This is a genomic window from Burkholderia cepacia GG4, from assembly GCF_000292915.1.
Lineage (GTDB): Bacteria > Pseudomonadota > Gammaproteobacteria > Burkholderiales > Burkholderiaceae > Burkholderia > Burkholderia cepacia_D.
In genome coordinates, this window is the sequence record NC_018513.1 from 148,555 (window position 1) to 172,033 (window position 23,479).

Annotated in this window: 16 protein-coding genes, 1 tRNA gene, 1 pseudogene and 2 riboswitches; of the genes and pseudogenes, 7 read left to right on the top strand and 11 right to left on the bottom strand. The window is 66.4% G+C overall.

Annotation, left to right across the window (positions count from 1 at the left end):
* Window positions 1–91: 91 nt before the first annotated feature.
* The 5 genes from gcvP to GEM_RS00680 form a co-directional block, all read right to left on the bottom strand.
* Window positions 92–3,019 carry an aminomethyl-transferring glycine dehydrogenase gene (gene gcvP, locus GEM_RS00660; protein WP_014895534.1) on the bottom strand — a complete coding sequence of 976 codons (2,928 nt, stop codon included), beginning with the start codon at window positions 3,017–3,019 and terminating at the stop codon, window positions 92–94.
* A 59-nt stretch (window positions 3,020–3,078) separates the two neighbouring features.
* Entirely contained in the window at window positions 3,079–3,459 is a 381-nt protein-coding gene (gcvH, locus tag GEM_RS00665) for a glycine cleavage system protein GcvH (protein ID WP_014895535.1), read from the bottom strand.
* Between the two features lie 126 nt (window positions 3,460–3,585).
* Window positions 3,586–4,704 (bottom strand): glycine cleavage system aminomethyltransferase GcvT, encoded by a 1,119-nt coding sequence (gcvT, locus tag GEM_RS00670; RefSeq protein ID WP_014895536.1) that lies wholly within the window; start codon window positions 4,702–4,704, stop codon window positions 3,586–3,588.
* A gap of 84 nt (window positions 4,705–4,788) precedes the next feature.
* Window positions 4,789–4,922: riboswitch (glycine riboswitch) on the bottom strand.
* 31 nt (window positions 4,923–4,953) lie between these two features.
* Window positions 4,954–5,058: riboswitch (glycine riboswitch) on the bottom strand.
* A 129-nt stretch (window positions 5,059–5,187) separates the two neighbouring features.
* Complete coding sequence (locus tag GEM_RS00675) at window positions 5,188–5,556, bottom strand: hypothetical protein (RefSeq protein WP_014895537.1); 369 nt, start codon at window positions 5,554–5,556, stop codon at window positions 5,188–5,190.
* 201 nt (window positions 5,557–5,757) lie between these two features.
* Window positions 5,758–6,810, bottom strand: a complete 1,053-nt coding sequence (locus tag GEM_RS00680; protein ID WP_041490417.1) for an oxidoreductase — start codon at window positions 6,808–6,810, stop codon at window positions 5,758–5,760.
* Window positions 6,811–7,271: 461 nt separating this feature from the next.
* On the opposite strand from GEM_RS00680, the gene GEM_RS00685 reads away from it, so the two are divergent.
* Window positions 7,272–9,359, top strand: coding sequence for a UvrD-helicase domain-containing protein (locus tag GEM_RS00685; protein WP_014895539.1), 2,088 nt, complete (start codon window positions 7,272–7,274; stop codon window positions 9,357–9,359).
* Between the two features lie 105 nt (window positions 9,360–9,464).
* On the opposite strand, the gene GEM_RS00690 is transcribed toward GEM_RS00685, so the two are convergent.
* Window positions 9,465–10,364, bottom strand: coding sequence for a c-type cytochrome (locus tag GEM_RS00690; RefSeq protein WP_014895540.1), 900 nt, complete (start codon window positions 10,362–10,364; stop codon window positions 9,465–9,467).
* Between the two features lie 252 nt (window positions 10,365–10,616).
* On the opposite strand from GEM_RS00690, the gene GEM_RS00695 reads away from it, so the two are divergent.
* The 4 genes and pseudogenes from GEM_RS00695 to GEM_RS00705 all read left to right on the top strand — a co-directional run bounded on the left by GEM_RS00695 (window position 10,617) and on the right by GEM_RS00705 (window position 16,871).
* Window positions 10,617–10,692, top strand: a tRNA-Arg gene (locus GEM_RS00695).
* Between the two features lie 478 nt (window positions 10,693–11,170).
* On the top strand, window positions 11,171–14,833 hold the full coding sequence (locus GEM_RS00700) for a beta strand repeat-containing protein (protein WP_014895541.1): 3,663 nt from the start codon (window positions 11,171–11,173) through the stop codon (window positions 14,831–14,833).
* 286 nt (window positions 14,834–15,119) lie between these two features.
* Window positions 15,120–15,284, top strand: a pseudogene (locus GEM_RS32420) (hypothetical protein); the annotation flags it as partial.
* Window positions 15,285–15,611: 327 nt separating this feature from the next.
* Window positions 15,612–16,871: a hypothetical protein gene (locus GEM_RS00705; protein ID WP_272148370.1), complete on the top strand. Its 1,260-nt coding sequence runs from the start codon at window positions 15,612–15,614 to the stop codon at window positions 16,869–16,871.
* Window positions 16,872–16,927: 56 nt separating this feature from the next.
* Here the strand turns inward: GEM_RS00705 and GEM_RS00710 are convergent, their stop codons facing one another.
* The 4 genes from GEM_RS00710 to GEM_RS00725 form a co-directional block, all read right to left on the bottom strand.
* Window positions 16,928–17,707, bottom strand: coding sequence for a glycosyltransferase family 2 protein (locus GEM_RS00710; RefSeq protein ID WP_014895543.1), 780 nt, complete (start codon window positions 17,705–17,707; stop codon window positions 16,928–16,930).
* 98 nt (window positions 17,708–17,805) lie between these two features.
* Window positions 17,806–18,111: a flagellar protein FliT gene (locus tag GEM_RS00715; RefSeq protein WP_014895544.1), complete on the bottom strand. Its 306-nt coding sequence runs from the start codon at window positions 18,109–18,111 to the stop codon at window positions 17,806–17,808.
* A 40-nt stretch (window positions 18,112–18,151) separates the two neighbouring features.
* Complete coding sequence (gene fliD / locus GEM_RS00720; protein WP_041490418.1) at window positions 18,152–19,618, bottom strand: flagellar filament capping protein FliD; 1,467 nt, start codon at window positions 19,616–19,618, stop codon at window positions 18,152–18,154.
* A gap of 173 nt (window positions 19,619–19,791) precedes the next feature.
* Window positions 19,792–20,622 (bottom strand): flagellin, encoded by an 831-nt coding sequence (locus GEM_RS00725; protein ID WP_014895546.1) that lies wholly within the window; start codon window positions 20,620–20,622, stop codon window positions 19,792–19,794.
* Between the two features lie 539 nt (window positions 20,623–21,161).
* On the opposite strand from GEM_RS00725, the gene rpsU reads away from it, so the two are divergent.
* Window positions 21,162–21,374: a 30S ribosomal protein S21 gene (gene rpsU, locus GEM_RS00730; RefSeq protein ID WP_006401410.1), complete on the top strand. Its 213-nt coding sequence runs from the start codon at window positions 21,162–21,164 to the stop codon at window positions 21,372–21,374.
* Window positions 21,375–21,654: 280 nt separating this feature from the next.
* Here rpsU and GEM_RS00735 read toward each other — a convergent pair whose 3' ends face one another.
* Window positions 21,655–22,257 (bottom strand): DNA-3-methyladenine glycosylase I, encoded by a 603-nt coding sequence (locus tag GEM_RS00735; protein ID WP_014895547.1) that lies wholly within the window; start codon window positions 22,255–22,257, stop codon window positions 21,655–21,657.
* 141 nt (window positions 22,258–22,398) lie between these two features.
* Here GEM_RS00735 and GEM_RS00740 point away from each other — a divergent pair, with 141 nt between their 5' ends.
* On the top strand, window positions 22,399–23,280 hold the full coding sequence (locus tag GEM_RS00740) for a BadF/BadG/BcrA/BcrD ATPase family protein (protein ID WP_014895548.1): 882 nt from the start codon (window positions 22,399–22,401) through the stop codon (window positions 23,278–23,280).
* Window positions 23,281–23,479 lie beyond the last annotated feature (199 nt).

Genomic DNA, 23,479 nt, shown 5'->3' on the forward strand with positions numbered 1-23,479 from the left:
AACGGTCGGCCGGGCAGCGGACGTAAAAACCGCACGCAACCGATGGTTGCGTGCGGTGTGGTCACGGCCGGACTCCGGAGCGCGGCGGGCGTTATGCGTATTCCGACATCGGCACGCACGAGCAGAACAGGTTGCGGTCGCCGTAGGCGTTGTCCGCACGGCCGACCGGCGGCCAGTACTTGTTCGTGCCGAGCGACGCGACCGGGTACGCAGCTTGCTCGCGCGAGTACGCGTGCGGCCATTCGTTCGCGGTGACGACGGCTGCCGTGTGCGGCGCGTGACGCAGCGGGTTGTCCTCGCGGTCGGCGCGACCTTCCTCGACTGCGCGGATTTCGTCGCGGATCGCGATCATCGCGGCGATGAAGCGGTCGAGTTCTTCCTGCGATTCCGATTCGGTCGGCTCGACCATCAGCGTGCCCGGCACCGGGAAGCTCATCGTCGGCGCGTGGAAGCCGTAGTCCATCAGGCGCTTCGCGACGTCGTCGACGCTGATGCCGCTCGTTTCCTTGAGCGGACGCAGGTCGAGAATGCACTCGTGCGCGACCAGCCCGCCCGGGCCCGAATACAGCACCGGATAGTGCGGCGCGAGGCGCTTCGCGATGTAGTTCGCGTTGAGGATCGCGGTTTCGGTGGCGGCGGTCAGGTTCTTCGCGCCCATCATCGCGATGTACATCCACGAGATCGGCAGGATCGACGCCGAGCCGTACGGCGCGGCCGACACCGCGCCGATGCCGTCTTCCTCGCGCGCATAGCCGGTCGAACGCTGGTTCGGAAGGAACTTCGCGAGGTGCGCGCCGACCGCGACCGGGCCGACGCCCGGTCCGCCGCCGCCGTGCGGGATGCAGAAGGTCTTGTGCAGGTTCAGGTGCGACACGTCGCCGCCGAACTGGCCCGGCGCGGTCAGGCCGACCATCGCGTTCATGTTCGCGCCGTCGACGTACACCTGGCCGCCGTGCGCATGCACGATCTCGCAGATCTCGCGGACGTTCTGCTCGAACACGCCGTGCGTCGACGGATACGTGATCATGATCGCCGCGAGGTCGTTCGAGTGCTGTTCGGCCTTCGCCTGGAGATCGGCGATGTCGACGTTGCCCTGCGCGTCGCAGGCGACGACCACGACCTTCATGCCGGCCATGTGCGCGGATGCCGGGTTCGTGCCGTGCGCGGACGCGGGGATCAGGCACACGTCGCGATGGGCTTCGCCGCGCGATGCGTGATACGCGTGGATGATCAGGAGGCCCGCGTACTCGCCTTGCGAGCCGGCGTTCGGCTGCAGCGATACGGCCGCGTAGCCGGTGGCCGCGACGAGCATCTGCTCGAGCTGGTCGATCATCTCGCGGTAGCCGACGGTCTGCTCGGCCGGTGCGAACGGGTGGATCTGGCCGAATTCGGGCCACGTGACCGGCAGCATTTCCGACGTCGCGTTCAGCTTCATCGTGCACGAGCCGAGCGGGATCATCGAGCGGTCGAGCGCGAGATCCTTGTCCGACAGGCTGCGCAGGTAGCGCAGCATTTCGGTTTCGGAATGGTGGCGGTTGAACACGTGGTGCGTCAGGTACGCGCTCGTGCGCTCGAGGCCGGCCGGCAGCGCGGCTGCGCCGCCAAGGCCCGCGTCCAGCGCGTCGACGCCCGGCGCGGTGCCACCCGCAGCCTGCGCGAACACGCCGAGGAGATCGGCGAGGTCGTCGCGGGTCGTCGTTTCGTCGACCGACACGCCGACTTGCGTGTCGCTCACGCGGCGCAGGTTGATGCGCTGCGCCTTCGCGAATTCGTGGACCTGCGCGGTGCGCGCGCCGGTGTCGATCGTCAGCGTGTCGAAGAACGAGTCGTTGACGGTCGCGAAGCCGAGTTGCTTCACGCCGGCGGCGAGCAGCGCCGCGATCCGGTTCACGCGCAGCGCGATCGTCTTCAGGCCGTGCGGGCCGTGGTAGACCGCGTACATGCTCGCCATGATCGCGAGCAGCGCCTGCGCGGTACACACGTTCGATGTCGCCTTCTCGCGGCGGATGTGCTGTTCGCGCGTTTGCAGCGCGAGGCGCAGCGCGGGCTTGCCCTGCGCGTCGACCGTCACGCCGACGAGGCGGCCCGGCATCTGGCGCTTGAATTCGTCACGCACCGCGAGATACGCGGCGTGCGGGCCGCCGAAGCCCATCGGCACGCCGAAGCGCTGCGTGTTGCCGACTGCGACGTCCGCGCCCCATTCGCCGGGCGGCGTCAGCACGGTCAGCGCGAGCAGGTCGGCCGCGACGACGACATGGCCGCCGGCCGCGTGGATCGCGTCGGTGAGCGCGCGGTAGTCGCGCACGTCGCCGTTCACGCCCGGGTACTGGAGCAGCACGCCGAACGCGTTGGCCTGTGCGGCGTCGGCCGCCGGGCCCGTCTTGACTTCGATGCCGATCGGCAGCGCGCGCGTGCGGATCACTTCGAGCGTCTGCGGCAGCACGTCGTCGGCGACGTAGAACACGTTCGACGTCGGCTTGCCGGTGCGCTGCAGCAGCGTCATCGCTTCGGCCGCGGCCGTTGCTTCATCCAGCAGCGATGCGTTCGAGATCGCGAGGCCCGTGAGGTCGGCGACCATCTGCTGGAAGTTCAGGAGCGCCTCGAGGCGACCCTGGGAAATTTCGGGCTGGTACGGCGTGTAGGCCGTGTACCACGCCGGGTTTTCGAGCACGTTGCGCAGGATCACGGCCGGCGTGTGCGTGTCGTGGTAACCCTGGCCGATATACGAGCGGAACACCTGGTTCTTGTCCGCGAGCGCGCGCAGCGCGGCGAGGGCTTCGGCCTCGCTCTTCGGTTGCGCGAACGGGCCGAGCGGCAGCGTTTCGGCGCGGCGGATCGAGGCCGGGATCACGGCGTCGATCAGGGCGGCGCGCGACGCGAAGCCGAGCGTGTCGAGCATGGCCTGCTGGCTGGCGGCGTCGGGGCCGATGTGGCGTTCTGCGAACGCGTCGTGCGTTTCGAGCGCGGCGAGCGAGAGGGGCGTGCGGTTCATCAGACGGTCCGGGTGTTCGAGCTTCATGGCGTGACTCTGGTCCCGCGCGGGCCGAGGCCGGCCGCGCGCGGTTCGGGTAAGGAAAATTAGTCGATCAGCTTGCTGTAGGCATCGGCGTCGATCAGCTTGTCGGTCGAGGCGCCGGCCGCGAGCTTGATCTTGAACAGCCACACGCCGTATGCGTCGCTGTTCACTTCTTCCGGCGAGTCGGCGGCTTCTTCGTTGATGGCGACGACTTCGCCGGACACCGGCGAGTAGATGTCGGATGCCGCCTTCACCGATTCGACGACGCCAACCGCGTCGCCCGCGTTCACCGACTTGCCGACTTGCGGCAGTTCGAGGAAGACGATGTCGCCGAGCGTGCTCTGCGCGTGATCGGTGATGCCGACCGTCAGCGTGCCGTCGGCTTCGGTGCGGATCCACTCGTGTTCGTCGGTGTACTTCAGATCGGCCGGGACGTTGCTCATCGGATGCTCCTGGATAAAAGGGTATGTTCGTTATGCTGGCGCGCCGCGGGGGCGCGCCGGGTGTGGTTGCGCCGGGCGCCATTTCCCGGCTTCCCGGGAGGCGGCCTGCCGGTCGCTTCCCGGTCGTTACGCAGCGAGGACCTTGCCGTTGCGCACGAACGGCAGTTTTACCACGCGCGCGGGAAGTTGCTTGTCTCGAATCTGCACATGAATGGTGTCGCCGACCTGGACGGCCGCCGGCACGCGCGCGAACGCGATCGATTCCTGCATCGACGGCGAGAACGTGCCGCTCGTGATCTCGCCTTCGCCGTGCGGCGTGACGACCTTCTGGTGCGCGCGCAGCACGCCGCCCGCCTTGCCGTTTTCCTTTTGCAGGATCAGGCCGACGAACGCGGCGCGCGTGCCGTCGCGCTCGAGCGCGGCGCGGCCCACGAACTCGCGCGGCGCCGACAGGTCGACCGTCCACGCGAGGCCCGCGTCGAGCGGGGACACGTTGTCGTCCATGTCCTGGCCGTACAGGTTCATGCCGGCCTCGAGGCGCAGCGTGTCGCGTGCGCCGAGCCCGCACGGGCGCACGCCGTTTTGCTGCAGTGCGTTCCACAGCGCTTCGACGTGCACGGCCGGGACGATCACTTCGAAGCCGTCTTCGCCGGTGTAGCCGGTACGCGCGATGGTGAGGTCGCCGAACGGCGTGGCGGCGACCTGCGCGGCGTTGAACGGCTTCAGCTCGCTCGTCGCGGCGCGTGCGGAGGGCACCGTCGTCCAGGTCTTTTCACGGGCGTTCGGGCCCTGAACGGCGACGATTGCGAAGTCGCGACGCGGCGCGATGGTCAGGCCGTAGCCGCCTTGTTCGTTCAGCTGGTTGAACCACGCGATGTCCTTCTCGGCCGTGCCGGCGTTGACGACGACGCGGAAGAAGTCTTCGGTGAAGTAATAGACGATCAGATCGTCGATGACGCCGCCCTGCGGATTGAGCAGGCACGAGTAGAGCGCCTTGCCGGGGGTCTTGAGCTTGCCGACGTTGTTCGCGATCGCGTGCTCGAAGAACGCGCGCACCCGGCTGCCGGTGAAATCGACGACGCACATGTGCGACACGTCGAACATGCCGGCGTCGGTGCGCACGGCTTCGTGTTCTTCGATCTGCGAGCCGTAGTTGACGGGCATGTCCCAGCCGCCGAAGTCGACCATGCGGGCATTGAGCGCGCGGTGCGCGGCGTTGAGCGGGGTGTGATTCAGTGCAGTCATCGAGGCCTCAGGCAAGGCGCTTGCGCGCGGGTCAGAACGGCCATGTGCCGACCGTCGCGGCCAGCGGCCTGCGAGCGATCCGGTACATGCCCCTCTGTCCTCGATACCTGAGAGATTGCGCCGCGGCCACAAGCCGGCGAACGCGCGCCCCTTCGGTGGGCAGCCTGCCCGCGCTGCATTCGCGCAACGGGCTACTGCCGCTCTCCAGAGTGCGGGGAGTGCGGCCCGCGCAATGCGCGGACGGGATTCCCCGACGCGGTCGGTCCTTTTGCCTGAGAGTTTGCGGGTGTGCCCCTTCGGCGGCGCGACCGGCGTTGCTAGCTACGCGGTCACACGCTCTCCCGACGCGTGCGGGCGACTGTACGCGAGCGGGTGGGCATTGTCAATTTGAGCAAAAGAATGTCGCTTCGCGACAAGCGGCGGCGTGGGGCGCCGCCGCCTTTTGAGCCTCCGCCGCCTTTTGAGCCTCCGGGGGCGGCCGCGTTACTCGCCGATTGCGCGCACGGTCGTGTCGAGTTCCTGGTTCAGCACGCGCTGCTCGTCGCCGGACAGGCCGCCGTTGTGCTGGGCCGACATGTCGTTCGCTTCCTGGCGGATCACGTCGAGGCGGTGGTGCAGTTGCGCGCCGTACGGCGGCGGGTAGTAGCCGCCGTTGACGCGCGCGTCGATCCGGCGGTGCAGGTTGTCGATCCGGCCCTGGACCTCCTGCAGGCGATCGTTCGCGACGACCTGCGGATTCGGCCGCGGCGGGGGCGGAGGTGCCTGTCGGGCCGGCCGCTGCGGCTGCACGACACAGGCCGCGAGTGAGGAAACCAGGACGCAGCATGCCGCTGCGCGAATCAACCGTTGCATCACATTCTCCTGACGGTTTGGTGTCGGATCGACTTTTTGAGAAACGCGTCAGACCGGGCGACCGCTGACTTTCGTTCCCGCACCATTTGTAACGGATTGTTCGGGACGGAGCCGCCGTAGCGGCTGACGCGTGACCGCTACCAGTGTGCGGCGCGGGATGGCGACGCGCGGCCGGACCGGTATCGATCCGGCCGGCGGGCGTCAGACCGTCCGGCGCACGAATGGTACCCGGCGGCCGTCGTGCTCGCTCTGCGCGGCGAGCTCGATGATCGTCATCACGTCGACGGCGTCCTGCGGCGTGACCGGGAACGGTGCGCCGTCGTGGACCGACGCGGCGAGCGCGCGGTAGAACTCCGCATACTGGCCGTCGAGCGTCGGCACCGGCCGTTCGACCTCGACCTCGCCGTCGAGCACGCGCAGCACGCCGGGCGGGTTGCCGCCGCCGAACTCGACGTGGTCCGGCGTGAGGCCGGCCTTCAACTGGTCTTCCTGCGTGTCGAGCCCGAACTTCTGGTAGCTGCCGCGCGTGCCGTGCAGCGTGAAGCGCGCGGGCTCGATCGCTGACAGCGCACTCGCGTGCAGCGCGACATCCTTGTCCGGATAGCCGAGCAGCAGGTGCACGAAATCGGGCGCCGTGCCGTTGTCGCGACGCGTCTTGACCGTGGCGCTGACCGTCTCCGGCAGCCCGAACAGCGCGAGCGCCTGGTCGATCAGGTGCGGGCCGAGGTCGAGCAGCAGGCCGCCGCCGCGTGCCGGCTCCTCGCGCCAGCGCGTGCGCGGGGTCGGCCGGAAGCGGTCGAAGTGCGACGCGAAATAGGTGAGCCGGCCGAGTTCGCCCGCTTCGACGATGCGCCGCACGGTGAGGAAGTCGCCGTCCCAGCGGCGGTTGTGGAACGGTGCGAACAGGCGGCTGCGCGCGTTCGCGAGCCGCGCGAGCGCCAGCGCTTCGTCGGCGGTGAGCGTGACCGGCTTGTCGACCACGACGTGGCGGCCGGCTTCGAGCACCTGGCGCGCGAGCGCGAAATGCGTGTCGTTGGGCGTGGCGATCACCACGCAGTCGATGTCGTCGAGGCGGAGCAGCGCATCGAGATCGGGGACGATGCGCGCGTCCGGGTACGCGACGCGCGCGCGATCGGGCTGCCCCGTCGCGATCGCGGCGACCTCGGTGCGGCCGCTCGTGGCGATCACGGGCGCGTGGAACGTCGCGCCGGCGAAACCGAAACCCATCAAACCAATCCTGAGCAATGACGACATGGCAATCCCTGGCTGCGAACGGAACGAAAGGATGGCGCGCCGCGAAGGCGCGCGGACGACCGGCTATTTTGGCATGGTGCGGCGGCATGCACCGGCGCGTTCGGCAAAACGCGCGGCACGATGCGGCGCACGCACGGCCGCAGCCGGCATTTTGCGCAGCGCCGCAGTGTGCAACGTATGCTGACCGTGCGACCGGCGGTGCCGTGCACGGCCGGCGCGCGTACCGCTGCGGCGTGTGCTCATTGTGGCCGATCGGCGCACAGATGGGGTCGGATTGGCCGATCGGACAGGGGGGCGAAGCGGCCACCTGTCCGATCGGCCCCGTCCGGCGGGGCGCCCGAAAAGTGCGCCGCCGACGTGTTAACATGCGCGTCCAGCCCGCGTATCCGCCTGCATCCCAGGCCTGCCGCGCGCGGCATCCTCCCGGCGTCCCGCCGTCAACCGCAACGTCATCCGCCATCATGTCCGCAGGCCTCAACCCCGCTCAGAACGAAGCGGTGCGCTACCTCGACGGTCCCTGCCTCGTGCTCGCCGGCGCGGGCAGCGGCAAGACCCGCGTGATCACGCAGAAGATCGCGCACCTGATCGAAGCGAAAGGCTTCGAGCCGCGCCACATCGCCGCCGTCACGTTCACGAACAAGGCAGCCGCCGAAATGCGCGAGCGCGTCTCGAAGCTGCTGGAGGGCAAGACGCTCACCACGCCCGGCAAGGAAGGCCGCAAGGTGCCCGTCAACCAGCTCACCGTGTGCACGTTCCACTCGCTCGGCGTGCAGATCCTGCGCCAGGAAGCCGAGCACGTCGGCCTGAAGCCGCAGTTCTCGATCATGGATTCGGACGACTGCTTCGGGATGATCCAGGAGCAGATCGGCACCACCGACAAGGGCCTGATCCGCAAGATCCAGAGCACCATCTCGCTGTGGAAGAACGGCCTGATCATGCCCGAGGAGGCGATGACGATCGCGGCCAACGAGGACGAGCACCAGGCGGCGCTGGTCTATCGCAACTACGTCGCGACGCTGAATGCATACCAGGCGGTCGATTTCGACGACCTGATCCGCCTGCCGGCCGAGCTGTTCGCGAAGAACGAGCAGGTGCGCGACCGCTGGCAGAACAAGCTGCGCTACCTGCTGATCGACGAATACCAGGACACCAACGCGTGCCAGTACGAGCTGCTGAAGCTGCTCGCCGGCCCGCGCGCCGCGTTCACCGCGGTGGGCGACGACGACCAGGCGATCTACGGCTGGCGCGGCGCGACGCTCGAGAACCTCGCGCAGCTCGGCAAGGATTTCCCGAAGCTGCACCTCGTCAAGCTCGAGCAGAACTACCGGTCGACGGTGCGGATTCTCACCGCCGCGAACAACGTGATCGCGAACAACCCGAAGCTGTTCGAGAAGAAGCTGTGGTCCGAGCACGGGATGGGCGACTCGATCACCGTCACGCCGTGCAACGACGAGGAGCATGAAGCCGAATCGGTCGTGTTCCGGCTGTCCGCGCACAAGTTCGAGCGGCGCGCGCAATTCCGCGACTACGCGATCCTGTATCGCGGCAACTTCCAGGCGCGGATCTTCGAGCAGGTGCTGCGCCGCGAGCGGATCCCGTACGTGCTGTCGGGCGGCCAGTCGTTCTTCGACAAGGCCGAGATCAAGGACCTGTGCGCGTACCTGCGCCTGATCGCGAACGCCGACGACGATCCCGCATTCATCCGCGCGGTCACGACCCCGCGCCGCGGGATCGGCAACACGACGCTCGAGGCGCTCGGTTCGTTCGCGGGCCAGGCGAAGGTGTCGCTATTCGAGGCCGTGTACATGGGCGGGATCGAGGCGCGGCTGTCCGCGCGCCAGGTCGAGCCGCTGCGGATGTTCTGCGACTTCATCCAGCGCCTGACCGATCGCGCGGACAAGGATCCCGCGACCGTCGTGCTCGACGACATGATGGAGGCCATCCACTACGAGGCCTACCTGTACGACGCGTTCGACGAGCGGCAGGCGCAGTCGAAGTGGCAGAACGTGCTCGAATTCCTCGAGTGGCTGAAGCGCAAGGGCACGAAGCCCGAGACGGAGGCCGTCGACGGCGAGGCGGAAGGGTTCCACAACGCAGACGGGCTGGCCGATACCGGCAAGAACCTGCTCGGCCTGATCCAGACCGTCGCGCTGATGTCGATGCTGGAAGGCAAGGACGAGGATCCGGACGCCGTGCGGCTGTCGACCGTCCATGCGTCGAAGGGGCTCGAGTATCCGCACGTGTTCCTGGTCGGCGTCGAAGAAGGCATCATGCCGCACCGCGGCGGCAGCGAGGACGACGGCCCGATCGACAGCGAGCGGATCGAGGAGGAGCGCCGGTTGATGTACGTCGCGATCACGCGTGCGCAGCGCAGCCTGCACCTGAACTGGTGCAAGAAGCGCAAGCGGGCGCGCGAGACGGTCGTGTGCGAGCCGTCGCGTTTCATCCCCGAGATGGGCCTCGACGAAGCGCCGCCGCCGACGCCGGAAGAGGCGCCGATGACGCCGAAGGACCGGCTCGCGAGCCTGAAGGCGCTGCTGCAGAAGTGATGCGGCGCGGGTCGACGAACTGACGCCCGGGCAATCCGGCAATCCGGCAAAACAAAACCCCCGCGATGCGTGTGCATCGCGGGGGTTTTTTCTGGTCGGCAGGCGTTACTTCGACGCGTTGACCATATAGTCGACGGCCGCCTTCACGTCGGCATCGGGCGCGGTCGACCCGCCCTTCGGCGGCATCGCCCCCTTGCCGTGCAGCGCGTAGTTGTAGACGGTATCCATCGAGTCCTTCAGGCGCGGCGCCCAGTCATCCTTGCTGCCGAACTTCGGTGCGCCGAGCACGCCGGCCGCGTGGCACGCCTGGCAGACCTGCGTGTACAGCGCCTTGCCGGCCGATGCGGCGTCGGCGCTGGTCGGCGCGGCCGCGGGTGCTTCGCCGGCCTTCGGAATCGCGGCGATTGCGGCCATCGCTGCGGCGGCCTGCGCGTTCGACGCGTCGGCGCCCGATGCGCCTGCCGTACCTGCTGCGCCGCTTGCTGCCGGCGCCGCGTTGGCGGCCGGGGCAGCCGGTTCGGGGAAGTTCGCGCCGTCGTTGTTCGCCATGTAGACGATCGCACGCGCGATTTCATAATCGCTGACGTCGTCGGGGCTCGTGCCGCCGCGCGGCGGCATCGCGCCCTTGCCCGACAGCGCCGTCTTCAGCAGCGTATCGAAGCCCTGCGAGATGCGCGGCGCCCAGTCGTCCTTGTTGCCGAACTTCGGTGCGCCCGCGGCGCCCGTGCCGTGACAGGTCACGCACACGGCCTTGTAGACTTCCTCGCCGGTCTTGTATGTGCGGGGCGCATTGGCGTCCTTCACGTCGACCTGCGCGAGCGGTGCGATACGCGCGGCGACCTGTTGATCGGATAGCGCATCCGTGCCGGCGCCCGAACGGAACGCATGGTTGGCATAGGTGGCAAACAGGACGATCAGGGCGATCGGAATCGCGAATGATGCGATGACAACGGCAATCAGTTGCCCGGGAGTTTTGACGGGAGATTCGTGGGGTGCTTCGCTCATGCTTGCCTCGTCTCCATGAATAGGAATTGTGAGCGCGGTGCAACGGCAAAATGGCAGTCCAATGAAGCACGGACGATTATAGACGGAACGTTTACATCACGGCGAGCGGTGCGAAGGCGCGTGTTTACCCGCACGAATGGCGGCCCGGCGGGGATTCGGCGGGCAAGGTGGACGCGTCATGGGAAACCGGGTATCCTTGCCGTCTTGCCAATGGTGGGCGGCCGGTTTATCAGGGTCGTTTCACTGTCACACGCGCCCGTAGCTCAATGGATAGAGTACTGCCCTCCGAAGGCAGGGGTTGCTGGTTCGATCCCAGCCGGGCGCGCCAAGCCTGATCGAGCATTCTTCGTATCGATTTCATTTTTTGATCGTTCATCTCGCGTGCCTAACCAGGGCAACGTGAGGGCAACGCGCGCCGGTTGGCTCAGCATCGACAGCGAGCGCGTCAGCTATACGGCAGCTTGCGCTGCGCTGCTAGCCCGTTCGCGAACGATCCAGACGCTTCCGCCGCTTCACTTCAACACAAGCACATTGCTCACGCAGCCACCGGCCGACGCCGGATGCGAAATGGCCGTCACGGGCTCGTGAATTCTTTCAGAACGCATTCAAATCCTGCCGCTGCATCGGCATTGTCTCGCGCTGTCCCGGTAGATTCGATCGATCGTCGGATCTACCTAAAGTTTGTCGCTCCATGGTCGTTAATCAGTCGGGTGCAGGATAGGGCCAAATCAAAGTAAAGCGTCGGCTGACGGGGGGCCAGTCTCGGACATGCCGCTTCTGAACAACGAACTTGGAAAGGATGAAGCATGACTTCGATCGTAACCGGCATGTCTACGGCGCAAATCGCGGCGTTTACGACGGCTCAGGCGCACGCGCTGACTGGGACCGACATCAGCGCAATGACGACCGACCAGGTCAAGGCGCTGACTACCGACTCGGTGGCTGCGCTGACCACGTCGGCAGTCGTCAGCCTCAGCACGACGGCTGTCGCGATTCTCAGCTCCGACCAGCTCGGCTCGCTGAACACGGCTGACATTGCCGCGCTCAAGGCGAACCAGATTGCCGCACTCACGTCCGATCAACTCTCGAAGCTGAGCGCCCCCCAAGCCGGTGCGCTGTCGAGCGCTCAAGTGGCGGCGCTGACGACCAGCCAGGTGCAGAACGGCCTCACGACGGACCAGATCCACGCGCTGACGACGGCGCAGGCCGCCGCCTTGTCGACGGCTGACGTCGCGGCGCTGACGACGATGCAAGTCACTGCGCTGACGACGGCCGATGTTGCGGCGCTGAAGACGAACCAGGTCGCTGCTTTGACGACGACGCAGGTGCAGAACCTGACGACCGACCAGGTCAAGGCGCTGACGACCGCGCAGGCGGCCGCGTTGACGACGGCGCAAGTGGCGGCGCTGACGACCGATCAGGTGAACGCGCTGACGACGGCGGCGTTCTCGGCGCTCAAACCGACGCAGGTGGCGGCGCTGACGACGGCGCAGGTTGCCAACCTGAGCGCGTCACAGGAAGGTGCGCTGACGAGCGCGCAGGTAGCGGCGCTGACGACGAATCAGGTGCAGAACGGCCTGACGACCGACCAGGTCAAGGCGCTGACGACGGCGCAGGCCGCGGCGTTGACGACGGCGCAGGTCGCCGCGCTGACGACGGCGCAGTCGAGCGCGCTGACGACGGCCGATGTGGCCGCGTTGAAAGCGACTCAGATTGCGGCGCTGCGGACGGACCAGGTGCAGAACCTGACGACCGCTCAGGCCGCGGCACTGACGAGCACGCAAATCGCGGCGCTGACGACGGCGCAGGTGCAGAACGGCCTGTCGACCGATCAGATCCACGGGTTGACGACCGCGCAGGCGTCCGCCATGACGACGGCGCAGATCGCGGCGCTGAGCACGGACCAGGTGAACGCGCTGACGACGGCCGCATTTGCGGCGCTGAAGCCGACGCAGGTGGCGGCGCTGACGACGACGCAGGTCGCCAACCTGAGCGCGGCGCAGGAAGGCGCGCTGACGACCGGCCAGGTCGCGGCATTGACGACCGCGCAGGTGAAAAACGGCCTGACGACCGATCAGGTCAAGGCGCTGACGACCGCGCAAGCTGCGGCGCTGACGGCTGCTGACGTGACGGCGTTGTCCACCACGCAGACGACCGCGCTGACGACGTCCGCCGTGGCGGCGCTGAAGACGAACCAGATCGTGGCGCTGACGACGGCCCAGGTGCAGAACCTGACGACCGATCAGGTCAAGGCGCTGACGACCGCGCAGGCGCAGTCGTTGACGACGGCGCAAGTGTCGGCGCTGACGACGGACCAGGTGAACGCGCTGACGACGGCGGCGTTCGCGGCGCTGAAGCCGACGCAGGTGGCGGCGCTGACAACGGCGCAAATTGCCAACCTGAGCGCGGCGCAGGAAGGTGCACTGACGACCTCGCAGGTAGCGGCGCTGACGACGAATCAGGTGCAGAACGGCCTGACGACCGACCAGGTCAAGGCGCTGACGACCGCGCAGGCCGCAGCGCTGACGGCCGCGGATGTAACGGCGCTGTCGACGACGCAAGTCACGGCCCTGGCGACGGCGAACATTGCGGCGCTGAAAACGCCCCAGATCGTCGCGCTGACGACGACCCAGGTGCAGAACCTGACGACCGATCAGGTCAAGGCGCTGACGACCGCGCAGGCATCGGTGCTGACGACCGATCAGGTCAAGGCGCTGACGACCGATCAGGTGAACGCGCTGACGACGGCCGCATTCGCGGCGCTGAAGCCGACCCAGGTCGCGGCACTGACGACGGCACAGATCACCAATCTGAGCGCGGCGCAGGAAGGTGCGCTGACGACCGCGCAGGTGGCCGCGTTGACGACGAATCAGGTGCAGAACGGCCTGACGACCGATCAGGTCAAGGCGCTGACCACGGCGCAAGCCGCGGCGCTGACCACGGCTGACGTCGCGGCGCTGACGACCGCGCAGGCGGCTGCGCTGTCGACGGCCGATGCCGCAGCGCTGAAGGGTCTTCAGATCGCAGCGTTGACGACGACGCAGGTGCAGAACCTGACGACCGACCAGGTCAAGGCACTGACGACCGCGCAGGTGACGTCGTTGACAACCGACCAGGTCAAGGCGCTGACGACCGATCAGGTGAACGCGCTGACGACGGCCGCATTCGCGGCGCTGAAGCCGGCGCAGGTGGCAACGCTGACGACGACGCAGATCGCCAACCTGAGCACGGCGCAGGCCGGCGCGCTGACGACCGCGCAAGTGGCCGCGTTGACGACGAATCAGGTGCAGAACGGCCTGACGACCGACCAGGTCAAGGCGCTGACGACCGCGCAGGCATCGTCGTTGACCACCGGGCAGGTCGCCGCGCTGACGACGGCGCAGTCGGCTGCGCTGTCGACGGCCGACGTGGCTGCGCTGAAGACGAATCAGGTTGCGGCACTGCGTACGGACCAGTTGCAGAACCTGACGACGGCTCAGGCGGCAGCATTGAGCTACACGCAGATCGCGTCGCTGACGACGAACCAGGTGCAGAACGGCCTGTCGACCGATCAGGTCAAGGCGCTGACGACGGGGCAGGCAGCGGCATTGACGGCGGTTGACGTCGCGGCGCTGACGACCGCGCAGGCGTCGGCGCTGACGACGGCCGACGTCGCGGCGCTGAAGGCGACGCAGGTCGCAGCGTTGACGACGACGCAGGTGCAGAACCTGACGACCGACCAGGTCAAGGCACTGACGACCGCGCAGGTGACGTCGCTGACGACCGATCAGGTCAAGGCGCTGACGACCGATCAGGTGAACGCGCTGACGACGGCCGCATTCGCGGCGCTGAAGCCGACGCAGGTCGCGGCACTGACGACGACGCAGATCGCCAACCTGAGCGCGGCGCAGGAAGGTGCGCTGACGTCCGCGCAAGTGGCCGCGTTGACGACGAATCAGGTGCAGAACGGCCTGACGACCGACCAGGTCAAGGCGCTGACGACCGCGCAGGCGGCCGCGTTGACGACGGCTGACGTCGCCGCGCTGACGACGGCGCAGTCGGCTGCGCTGTCGACGGCTGACGTGGCCGCGCTGAAGACGAATCAGGTTGCGGCACTGCGCACGGACCAGCTGCAGAATCTGACGACGGCTCAGGCGGCAGCACTGAGCTACACGCAGATCGCGTCGCTGACGACGAACCAGGTGCAGAACGGCCTGACGACCGATCAGGTCAAGGCGCTGACGACGGGGCAGGTGGCGGCGCTGACGACGGCTGACCTTGCGGCGCTGACGACGACGCAGACCGCGGCGCTGTCCACGGCGTCGATCGTGGCGTTGAAGACGAGTCAGGTGATTGCGCTGACGACGGCCCAGGTGCATAACCTGACGACCGATCAGGTGGCTGCGTTGACGACGACCCAGGTGCACGCGCTGACGTCGACGCAGGTCGGGGCGCTGACGACCGATCAGATCCAGCAGCTTCACTTCTGATCGATCGCGTTGCATGGCGCCGGGGTTCCCGGCGCCATCCCGCCTCACCGGTTTGGGCAAGGCGCGAGTACTGGCCGGTTAAACTGCCGGCCACGCGTGACGTGGCGGCAGCCGCGCGTCCCGGGCAGGTGGGGCGGCGGCGCGCCGTCGTGCCTGCGCGGGGGCTGGCGGGCAGCCGTCCGGCGGACTGCCGTACCTTACGGTGTTACGTATGAATGAAGTCATGGTTTCGTCTGAAGAAAATTTTGCTGCCGATCTTCTGCTCGCGTGGCACGGCAAGATCGACATGACAGGTCTCTTCGAGCGCGCGGGCGCGCTCGAAGCGAGCCGGCAGTTCGAGCTGGCGGCGATCCTTTACCGCACCTGGCTCGAGCGCAATGCCGCGCCGTTCAATCATTTCGTGTACTTCAACCTCGGCGTCGCGCTGTTCAACGCCAACGACATCGAGGCCGCGAAAAAGGCGCAATACACGGCCATCGAGCTCGCGCCCGATTTCATTCATCCGCATTTCAATCTGGGTGTCATGTGCGAGCGCGCCAACGAGCTCGACACGGCGATCGCGGAATGGACGTGGGTCGTGGAGCACGCGTCGGCTGATCATCCCGAGCAACGGCCGCTGCGGCTGTCCGCGCTCAACAACCTCGGGCGTGTCCATGAAAACCAACGGCGCTACGCCGATGCGCTGGTGTGCCTGACGGAAAGTTTGCGGATGGAGCCGAACCAGCCGGACGTGCTGCACCACTGGGTATTCCTGCGCGGCAAGCAGTGCGAGTGGCCCGTGTTTGCGCCCGTCGAGGGCGTCGATCCGGACCTCATGCGGCGGTCGACTTCCGCACTGGCGATGATCAGCCAGTCGGACGATCCGGCGGAGCAATTGTCGGCGGCCCGGCATTACGTCGACACCAAGATCAATGTCGACGTGCCCGCATTGTCCGGCAAGAAGGCATACGGTCACGAGAAGATCAGGATCGCGTATCTTTCGTCGGATTTCTGCCTGCATCCCGTTTCGATGCTCACGGCCGAGCTGTTCGAACTGCACGACCGGCGGCGTTTCGAGGTGTACGGCTATTGCTGGTCGCGCGATGACGGCTCCGCGCTGCGCAAGCGGATCATCCAGTCGATGGATCATTTCCATCGCATCGACACGATGAGCGACGAGGCTGCCGCTCAGCTGATCCGCGAACACGAGATCGACATCGTCGTTGACCTGCACGGGCAGACGCTCGGCGCACGCACGGACTTGCTTGCCTATCGGCCGGCGCCCATCCAGATCACGTATCTGGGCTTGCCGGCCACGACCGGCCTGCCGTATATCGATTTTGTGATCGCCGACCGGTTCCTGATTCCCGAAGCGTACGCGCACTTCTACTCGGAGAAGCCGCTGTACATGCCGGACATTTACCAGGTCAGCGATCGCAAGCGGGTCAGTGCGCCGGCGCCCTCGCGCGCAAGCTGCGGCCTGCCGGAAGACGGCTTCGTCTTTTGTTCGTTCAACAACAATTACAAGTTCACGCCCGAGGTGTTCGGCGCCTGGATGCGGATCCTGCAGCGGGTGCCGGCAAGCGTGCTCTGGCTGCTTGCCGACAATCCGTGGGCCGAAGCCAATCTGCGAAAGGAAGCGGCCAGGTACGGCATCGACGGCGGACGCCTCGTCTTTGCGTCCCGCGTCTCGCCGGAGAATTATCTTGCCCGGTTTGCGGTCGCGGACCTGTTCCTCGATTCCTTCCCGTTCAACGCGGGCACGACGGCGAACGACGCGCTCTGGATGGGGCTGCCCGTTCTGACGCTCTCGGGCAAGAGCTTCGCATCGCGGATGGCGGGCGCGATGTTGACCGCCGCAGGCATCGAGGAATTGATCACCTACGATCTGCAGGCATACGAGGAGAAGGCGGTGGCGCTCGCGAGTGCGCCGAACGAGTGCAGGCGCCTGCGAGAGGTGCTGAACGCCGAGCGCAGGGATGGCGTGTTGTTCGACACGCCGCGATTCGTCAACAACCTCGAGGCGCATTTTTCGCGTCTCATCGGCGCGCTGGACTGATCGGCGCTCTGGTCGGTCGGCCCCCCGGCAGGCCGACCGCCGGATCGCGCCGCCGGTCAGAAGTAGTCGAGATCCAGCACGATGCCCGCCGAGGCCATCAGCCGTTGGCGGTTCAGGCGAACGTCCGTATTGGGGGCTGGATGCCGCTGGTAGAGCGCGAGCATCGTCGAGGCGATCAGATCGTCGCGCGTATTGCCGCGTCGCATGTTCTCCTGCGCGCCGGCCGGGCTCTTGTGAATGACGACGGAGCTGAGCGGGGCATGAACCATTGCGCGTCCGGAAAGACAAGCGAGCAGGAAGTCCCAGTCTTCGTAAATCTCGAGATCGGTCGCATATCGGACGTGCGCGACGACGTCCTCGCGATAGGCGATGCAGCTATTCGGCACGCGATTCCGCACGTAGACGCTGTCCGCGTCGACGTCGCCGATGCGCACCGTTTCGATCGAGGTGGTGCGTGGCGGATGTGTCGTGCGATCCTCGTAACAGACCTTGAAATCGCAAAACAGGATTTCCGGCTCGTCGGTGCCGATGCTTCGGGCCAGCGCGTCGAGGTGCGTCGGTTCAAGCGTGTCGTCGTCGTCGAGGAACATGACATAGCGCGATTTGGCGAGCGAGAGTCCGATGTTGCGGCTTTCGGCCGGCCCGGGCGCGCCGCTGCGGATCACGTGGACGTAGCGCCCGTGCAATGCCGACAGCTCCTCGAATGGCGGCATGTAGGTCGCGCTATCGGAGACGACGATGACGGTGAAGTCCTGCCACGTCTGGTCGATCAGGGACTGCAACGCCCGGCGCAGCAGCAGTGGCCGGTCGTGGGTGGCGATGATGACGGTAAACACGATGAACTGGTAATGAGTGGAATCCGCTCGACCGGCGAGCGATTCCCGCCGGGCGATGACGCGAGATCGTCAGGCGCGGCGGGCACCAGGGCGTTCGTTTAGAAACCCGCGATCCGCTGATATTGCAGCGCTGCTTCCGTGCGGCCGATAGCCGCCTGAAACTCGGCCTGCAACTCCCGGCGCGTCGTTTGCGCGTCCGCCATCACGGCCGCGTCGATCTCCTCGATGCGCTTCAGGATCGCCAGCGCGTCGGGCGATTGCGGGGCGGCCAGGGACATCAGCAGCGGCGAGCGCTGTTCGACGAGGCGCGCCGCGCCCGGCCAGTCGGCCATCGATGCCGCATGTTCGATTGCCTGCGTGAGTGACCACACGCGCTCCAGCAGAGTGGTCGAGTCCATCGTCATGCTTTCTCCCATGTTGATCCGGCCGTGGCGTCGCCTGCCGCTATGCCTTGTTCGTGGCCAGCGCGCCAGCGCTGTTGGTACCGCCGAACAGTTGCGTCAGGTATTGCGAATTGTTTTGCATCTTTGCCATCAGCGTATTGAGCGCGGTGAATTGCGTATTGTACTGATCGGTGAGCTGGCTGGCGTAAGTCTGCAGCGTCGTGGCCTGCGTTTTCGCATCGGCGAGATCCTGGTTCAACGCCGTGACGCGCGTGTCGATGATGCCGCCCGTCTGCAGGAATGTCGTGATGTTGTTGTTGAGCGTTGCGCCCACGCCGTTGGTCGCGTTGAACGCAGTCGCTACGGATGACGGATTGTTCGCCAGCGCCGACGACAGGGCCGCGCTGTCGACGCTGAGCGTGCCGTCCGGCTGAAGGTTGAGGCCGATCGCGCTCAGGCTGACCGTGCTGCCGCCGCTCGTTACGCCCTGGGCGACCTTCGTCGACAGCGTGTTGACGATCGAATTCAGCATCGAATCGCCGATCAGCGGGCCACCCTGGCTACCTGCGGCTGCGCTTGAATTGAAGCTCGACAGCGACGATGCGGTGTTGACGAACGCGTTGTACGCGGAGACGAACGCGTTGATCGTATTGGTGGCGGTGGTGTTGTCCGGCGAGACCGAGAGCGTTTGGGTCGTCTTTGCCGACGAAGCAGACAGGTTGATCGTCACGCCCGTAATCGCGCCCGTGATGGTGTTGCTCGCGCTAACCACGTTGGTGCCGTCGATCGAGAGCTGCGCGTCCTGCGCGGTGACCGTCTCGTTGTAGTTGCTTGTCGCCGCGCCCGTGTTATCGACGGTTGCCAGCGCAGCCAGTCCGTCCGTCGAATTGGTCGACACCTTGATGGTGTTTGCCGCGCCCGTGACGTTGGACGTCAGCACGAGGTGCGAGCCATCCGTACCCGTGACGACGGTGGCGGTCACGCCCGGATTGCCGCTTCCCGTGTTGATTGCATTTGCGATGTCGGCGAGCGTATTGGTGCCGGACTTGATCGCGACAGTCATCGGCGTGCCGCTGCCGAGCTGGATCGTCAGATTGCCGGTGCCGACCGGGTTCGTCGATGGAATGCCCGTGATCGACGAAAGCTTTTGCGCCGTCGCCACCTGCGTCACTGCGATCGAGTAGCTGCCCGCGACCGCCCCCGTCGACGTCGTGGCCGTGAGGCCGCTGCCGCTCGCGGATGCCGTGAATTTTGACAGCGCCGAGCCGTCGGTGAGGCCGGAAAGTGCGCTTTGCAACGACGAAAGCGACGACTTGAGCGAACCGATCGCTGACAGCGTTGTGTTGTCGAGCGTTTGCCGATTGGTGTTCTGGGCCGTTTGTGCAGACGTCTTCGCTGCGACCAGCGCGGACACGAGCGACGAGACGTCCGTGTTCGAATTCGTCACGCCGCTGATGATCGATTGGGCGGCTGCCGCCAGTGCGCTGTTCGCCGATGTGGTGGTAGTCGTCGACATGTAGGACTCCATTCGATGAGATTAGTCCTGCGCGAAGCTGGGGCAGGGCGACGTCGTGCGCGAAGCACGAAAAAGTAAAAATGCTTACCCGACGTGATCGGATAAGCATTGGGAGGACGGGGGTTCCCGTTCCGATGGCGGCGCCGCGTCGTTCGCGATCCCGCGGCGCGCGCCGTCCGGCGTGCTTAGCCCAGGAGCTTCAGCACTTGCTGCGGCATCGAGTTCGCTTGTGCGAGGACCGAAATGCCGGCTTGCTGCAGCACCTGTGCCTTCGACAGGTTGGCGGTCTCCTGCGCGAAGTTTGCGTCGGTGATCTGCGCGCTTGCTGCGTTCAGGTTCGTCGATTGCGCGGTGGTCTGCGAGATCGCTGCCTGATAGATGTTGATGTCGGAACCGAGCTGAGCTTGCGCGGTGTTGACGGTGCCGAGCGCAGTGTCGATCGTGGTCATCATCGTTTGCGCGTTGGCGACGCTCGTCACGCTGCCGCCGGTCAGGTTGAGCGTCGTCGTATCGTACTTGCCGCTCAGGTCCAGCGACAGTTGCTGGCCAGCCTTTTCACCGATCTGGAAGGTCAGCGGCGAGCCTGCGCTGTTCGCGCTACCGTCGAGCAGGTTGATGCCGTTGAACGTCGTTTGGCTCGCGATACGGCCGATTTCGGTGATACGCGCTTGCACTTCGGTGTCGAGGTTGCCTGCAGCGGCTGCGCCGATCGACGAATCGGATGCCTGAACAGCGAGCTGGCGGATACGCTGCAAGTCGGCGGTGATTGCCGAGAGGCCGCTCGATGCGGTCTGAGCCATCGACACGGCGTTGTTCGCGTTCGACACGCCCTGCGTGTATGCGTTGATGGACGCTTGCATCGTCGTCGAGATCGCGAGGCCTGCCGCATCATCTGCCGCGGAGTTGATGCGCTTGCCCGACGACAGGCGGTTGATCGCTTGCGACAGCGCGTTCTGCGTCGACGAAAGGTTCGTTTGAGCGGTCTGTGAATAAATGTTGGTATTGATGTTCAGCATTTGCGTCCTCGTTTTGGAAAATGCCTGAGTACAGACAGGTTCGTTTTCGGCGTTGCGCTTTATCGCGAGTGGCGCTGCCCGCCTTTCCTGGTTGACGGCGGCACCCGGCGAAAACTTTAGAGGGATGTTCGAGGAAATTCGGGACTGAAGGGTGCCGTCGCCGCGAAGTCCGCGCCAGGCATGGCCGGCAGCGATTTCGGCGGATGCGAGAGGCGGCCTTGTCGGGTGACGTATGCGGCCGCGCCATGCAGGGCGACGAACCGGGATCGACAAAAGGGTAGTTTTGTCTGTGATTTCCTGCTATGATGGCGGGCTGAATTGAGATTTTCTGTCACGCCTATGCCGTTAGGCATTCCTGCTGGCAGTCAAACGCGGCGCTGCACGCGGTTGTGAAGCGTACTCGCGGTGCTTTCCGCCTCTCTTTTCCGGCCTCCGAGGCCGTATTTCCGCTCGTTTCGCCTGTTGTGGGGACGCTCGGATGGCCGGTGCGTGGCGCTTGGCCGCTACGTTTTTGACCGTTTAAGCAATTTAGGAACGACATGACGACGATTCTTCTGAAAGAAAACGAGCCGTTCGAAGTGGCGATTCGCCGCTTTCGCCGTGCTATCGAAAAAAATGGCCTGATCGCTGAACTGCGCGAACGCCAGTCCTACGAAAAGCCGACCGCAGTCCGCAAGCGCAAGAAGGCAGCAGCCGTCAAGCGTCTGCACAAGCGCCTGCGCAGCCAGATGCTGCCGAAGAAGCTCCACTAAGAGCGTCTGACGGTTTGCCGCGAAACGGCGGAGCGTGCTTCGAAAGAAGCCGCTCCGCCGTTTTGCTTTTCGGGGCCGGAAAAAGGTTGCGGATCGGAGCGAAAAGGCGGCCGATCGGTCGTCAAACGGCGACGGCACGGCGGTTCCGCCGGCAGCCAACGGGTTCGGCCGCCGGTGCCCTCGCACGGAAATCGCGTTTCGCGCTCGGGCTCGCCGTGCGCGGATCGCCTGGCGGCATGCTGATGCGCCAACCCGGCGAGCCGGGCAGGTTTTGCCGCCGTCAACCGGCCTTGCGCCGCTGGGCCCGCTGCTTGCCGCCGAGCGCCGCGCAGGCCGCGTGGCACGGGCAGCCGGTCTCGTGATCGTTGACCATCCCGGTTGCCTGCATCAGCGCGTAGCAGATCGTCGAACCGACGAACTTGCAGCCGTACGCCTTCAGCGCCTTGCTGAGCGCATCGGATTGGGCAGTCGATGCGGGCGCGTCGCGATACGACTGCCATGCGTTCTGGATCGGCGTATGGTCGACGAACGACCACAGGAACTGTGCGAGCGACCCGTGATCTTCACGAATGTGCTGCACGGCCCGCGCGTTGGTCACCGCGGATTCCACCTTCGCGCGATTGCGCACGATGCCGGGATTCTCGAGCAGCTTTTCGATGCGCTTCGGCGTGAAGCGCGCGACCACATCGACCTCGAAGTCGGCGAACGCCTCCCGATAGCCGGCACGCTTGTTCAGGATCGTCGACCACGACAGCCCCGCCTGCGCGCCTTCCAGGATCAGCATTTCGAACAGGTGGCGATCGTCGTGCGACGGCACGCCCCATTCGGTGTCGTGATAGTGAGCGTCCGCTTCAGTCTTCACCCAGTTGCACCGCTGCGACATCGTCAGCCTCATTCCAGTGTCGATTCGATCGCGCCAGCATAGCGGAAGCCCCATTCACGGGATAGCCGGCCGAACGGCAGATGGGCGCGCGGCGCGGATCCGGTTAAGCTTGGCGCCTGTTTGAATCAGCAGGATCAACGCATGACGGCATTACTTTTTGCGATCGGCATCGACGGCGGCGGCACCGGCACCCGTGCGGTGCTGGCCGACCGGCATGGGCGCGAGCTCGCGCAGGGGCGCGGCGGCCCGTCGGGGCTCGGTCTCGGCATCGAGCGCGCGTGGGCATCGATCGGCGCGGCCTGTGCCGACGCGTTCACGCGGGCGGGGCTCGCGTTCGACTGGTCGCAGTGCGCGCTCGGCTGCGGACTCGCGGGCGTCAACAATGCCGCATGGCTGTCAGCCTTCCGGGCGCAGGCGCCACTCGACGCGCTCGCGATCGAGAGCGACGCCTATACGACCGTCGTCGGCGCGCACGGCGGCGCGCCGGGGCTGATCGTCGCGCTCGGCACGGGCAGCATCGCGGCAGCGCTCGACGCAGCGGGCGAGTGCCACATTGCGGGCGGCTTCGGCTTTCCGTCCGGCGACGAGGCGAGCGGCGCGTGGCTCGGCGTGCGCGCGCTTGCTTACGCGCAGCAGGCGCTCGACGGCCGCGTGCCGCGCGATGCGTTCGCCGGCGCGCTGCTCGCGGAAACGGGCGCGCACGATCGCGACGCACTCGTTCAGTGGTCGTGCGATGCGAACCAGACGATCTACGCGCGCCTCGCGCCGATCGTGTTTGCGCACCGCGCACATCCTTTTGCGGCCGCGCTGATCGCGCAGGCCGGCGACGAGATCGGCAAGATGATCGACGCGCTCGATCCACGCCAGGCGCTGCCGGTCGCGCTGTGCGGCGGGCTGGCCGACGCGCTCGCACCGGCCGTTCCGGCGCGTCATGCTGCCCGGCTGCGCGCGCCGCTCGACGATTCCGCGCACGGTGCGCTCCGGCTCGCGCTGCAGGCGTTGAAGGTGGCCGAAGCGGGCTGAGCGGGTTGGCTGGGCGGGTTGAGTGAGCCGAGGCAGCTGAGCGGAGCTGAAATAGCGCCGCAGCCGGACTAAAACGGAGCCCAACGGAGCCCAACGGAGCCGAAGTCGACCGAGCCGGCCTCGACCCGGCACGCGCGCCCCTCCCGGCAACCGTCCGACGCGGGGCGGGACACGACGTTAAAATGGCGGTTCCGCAGCG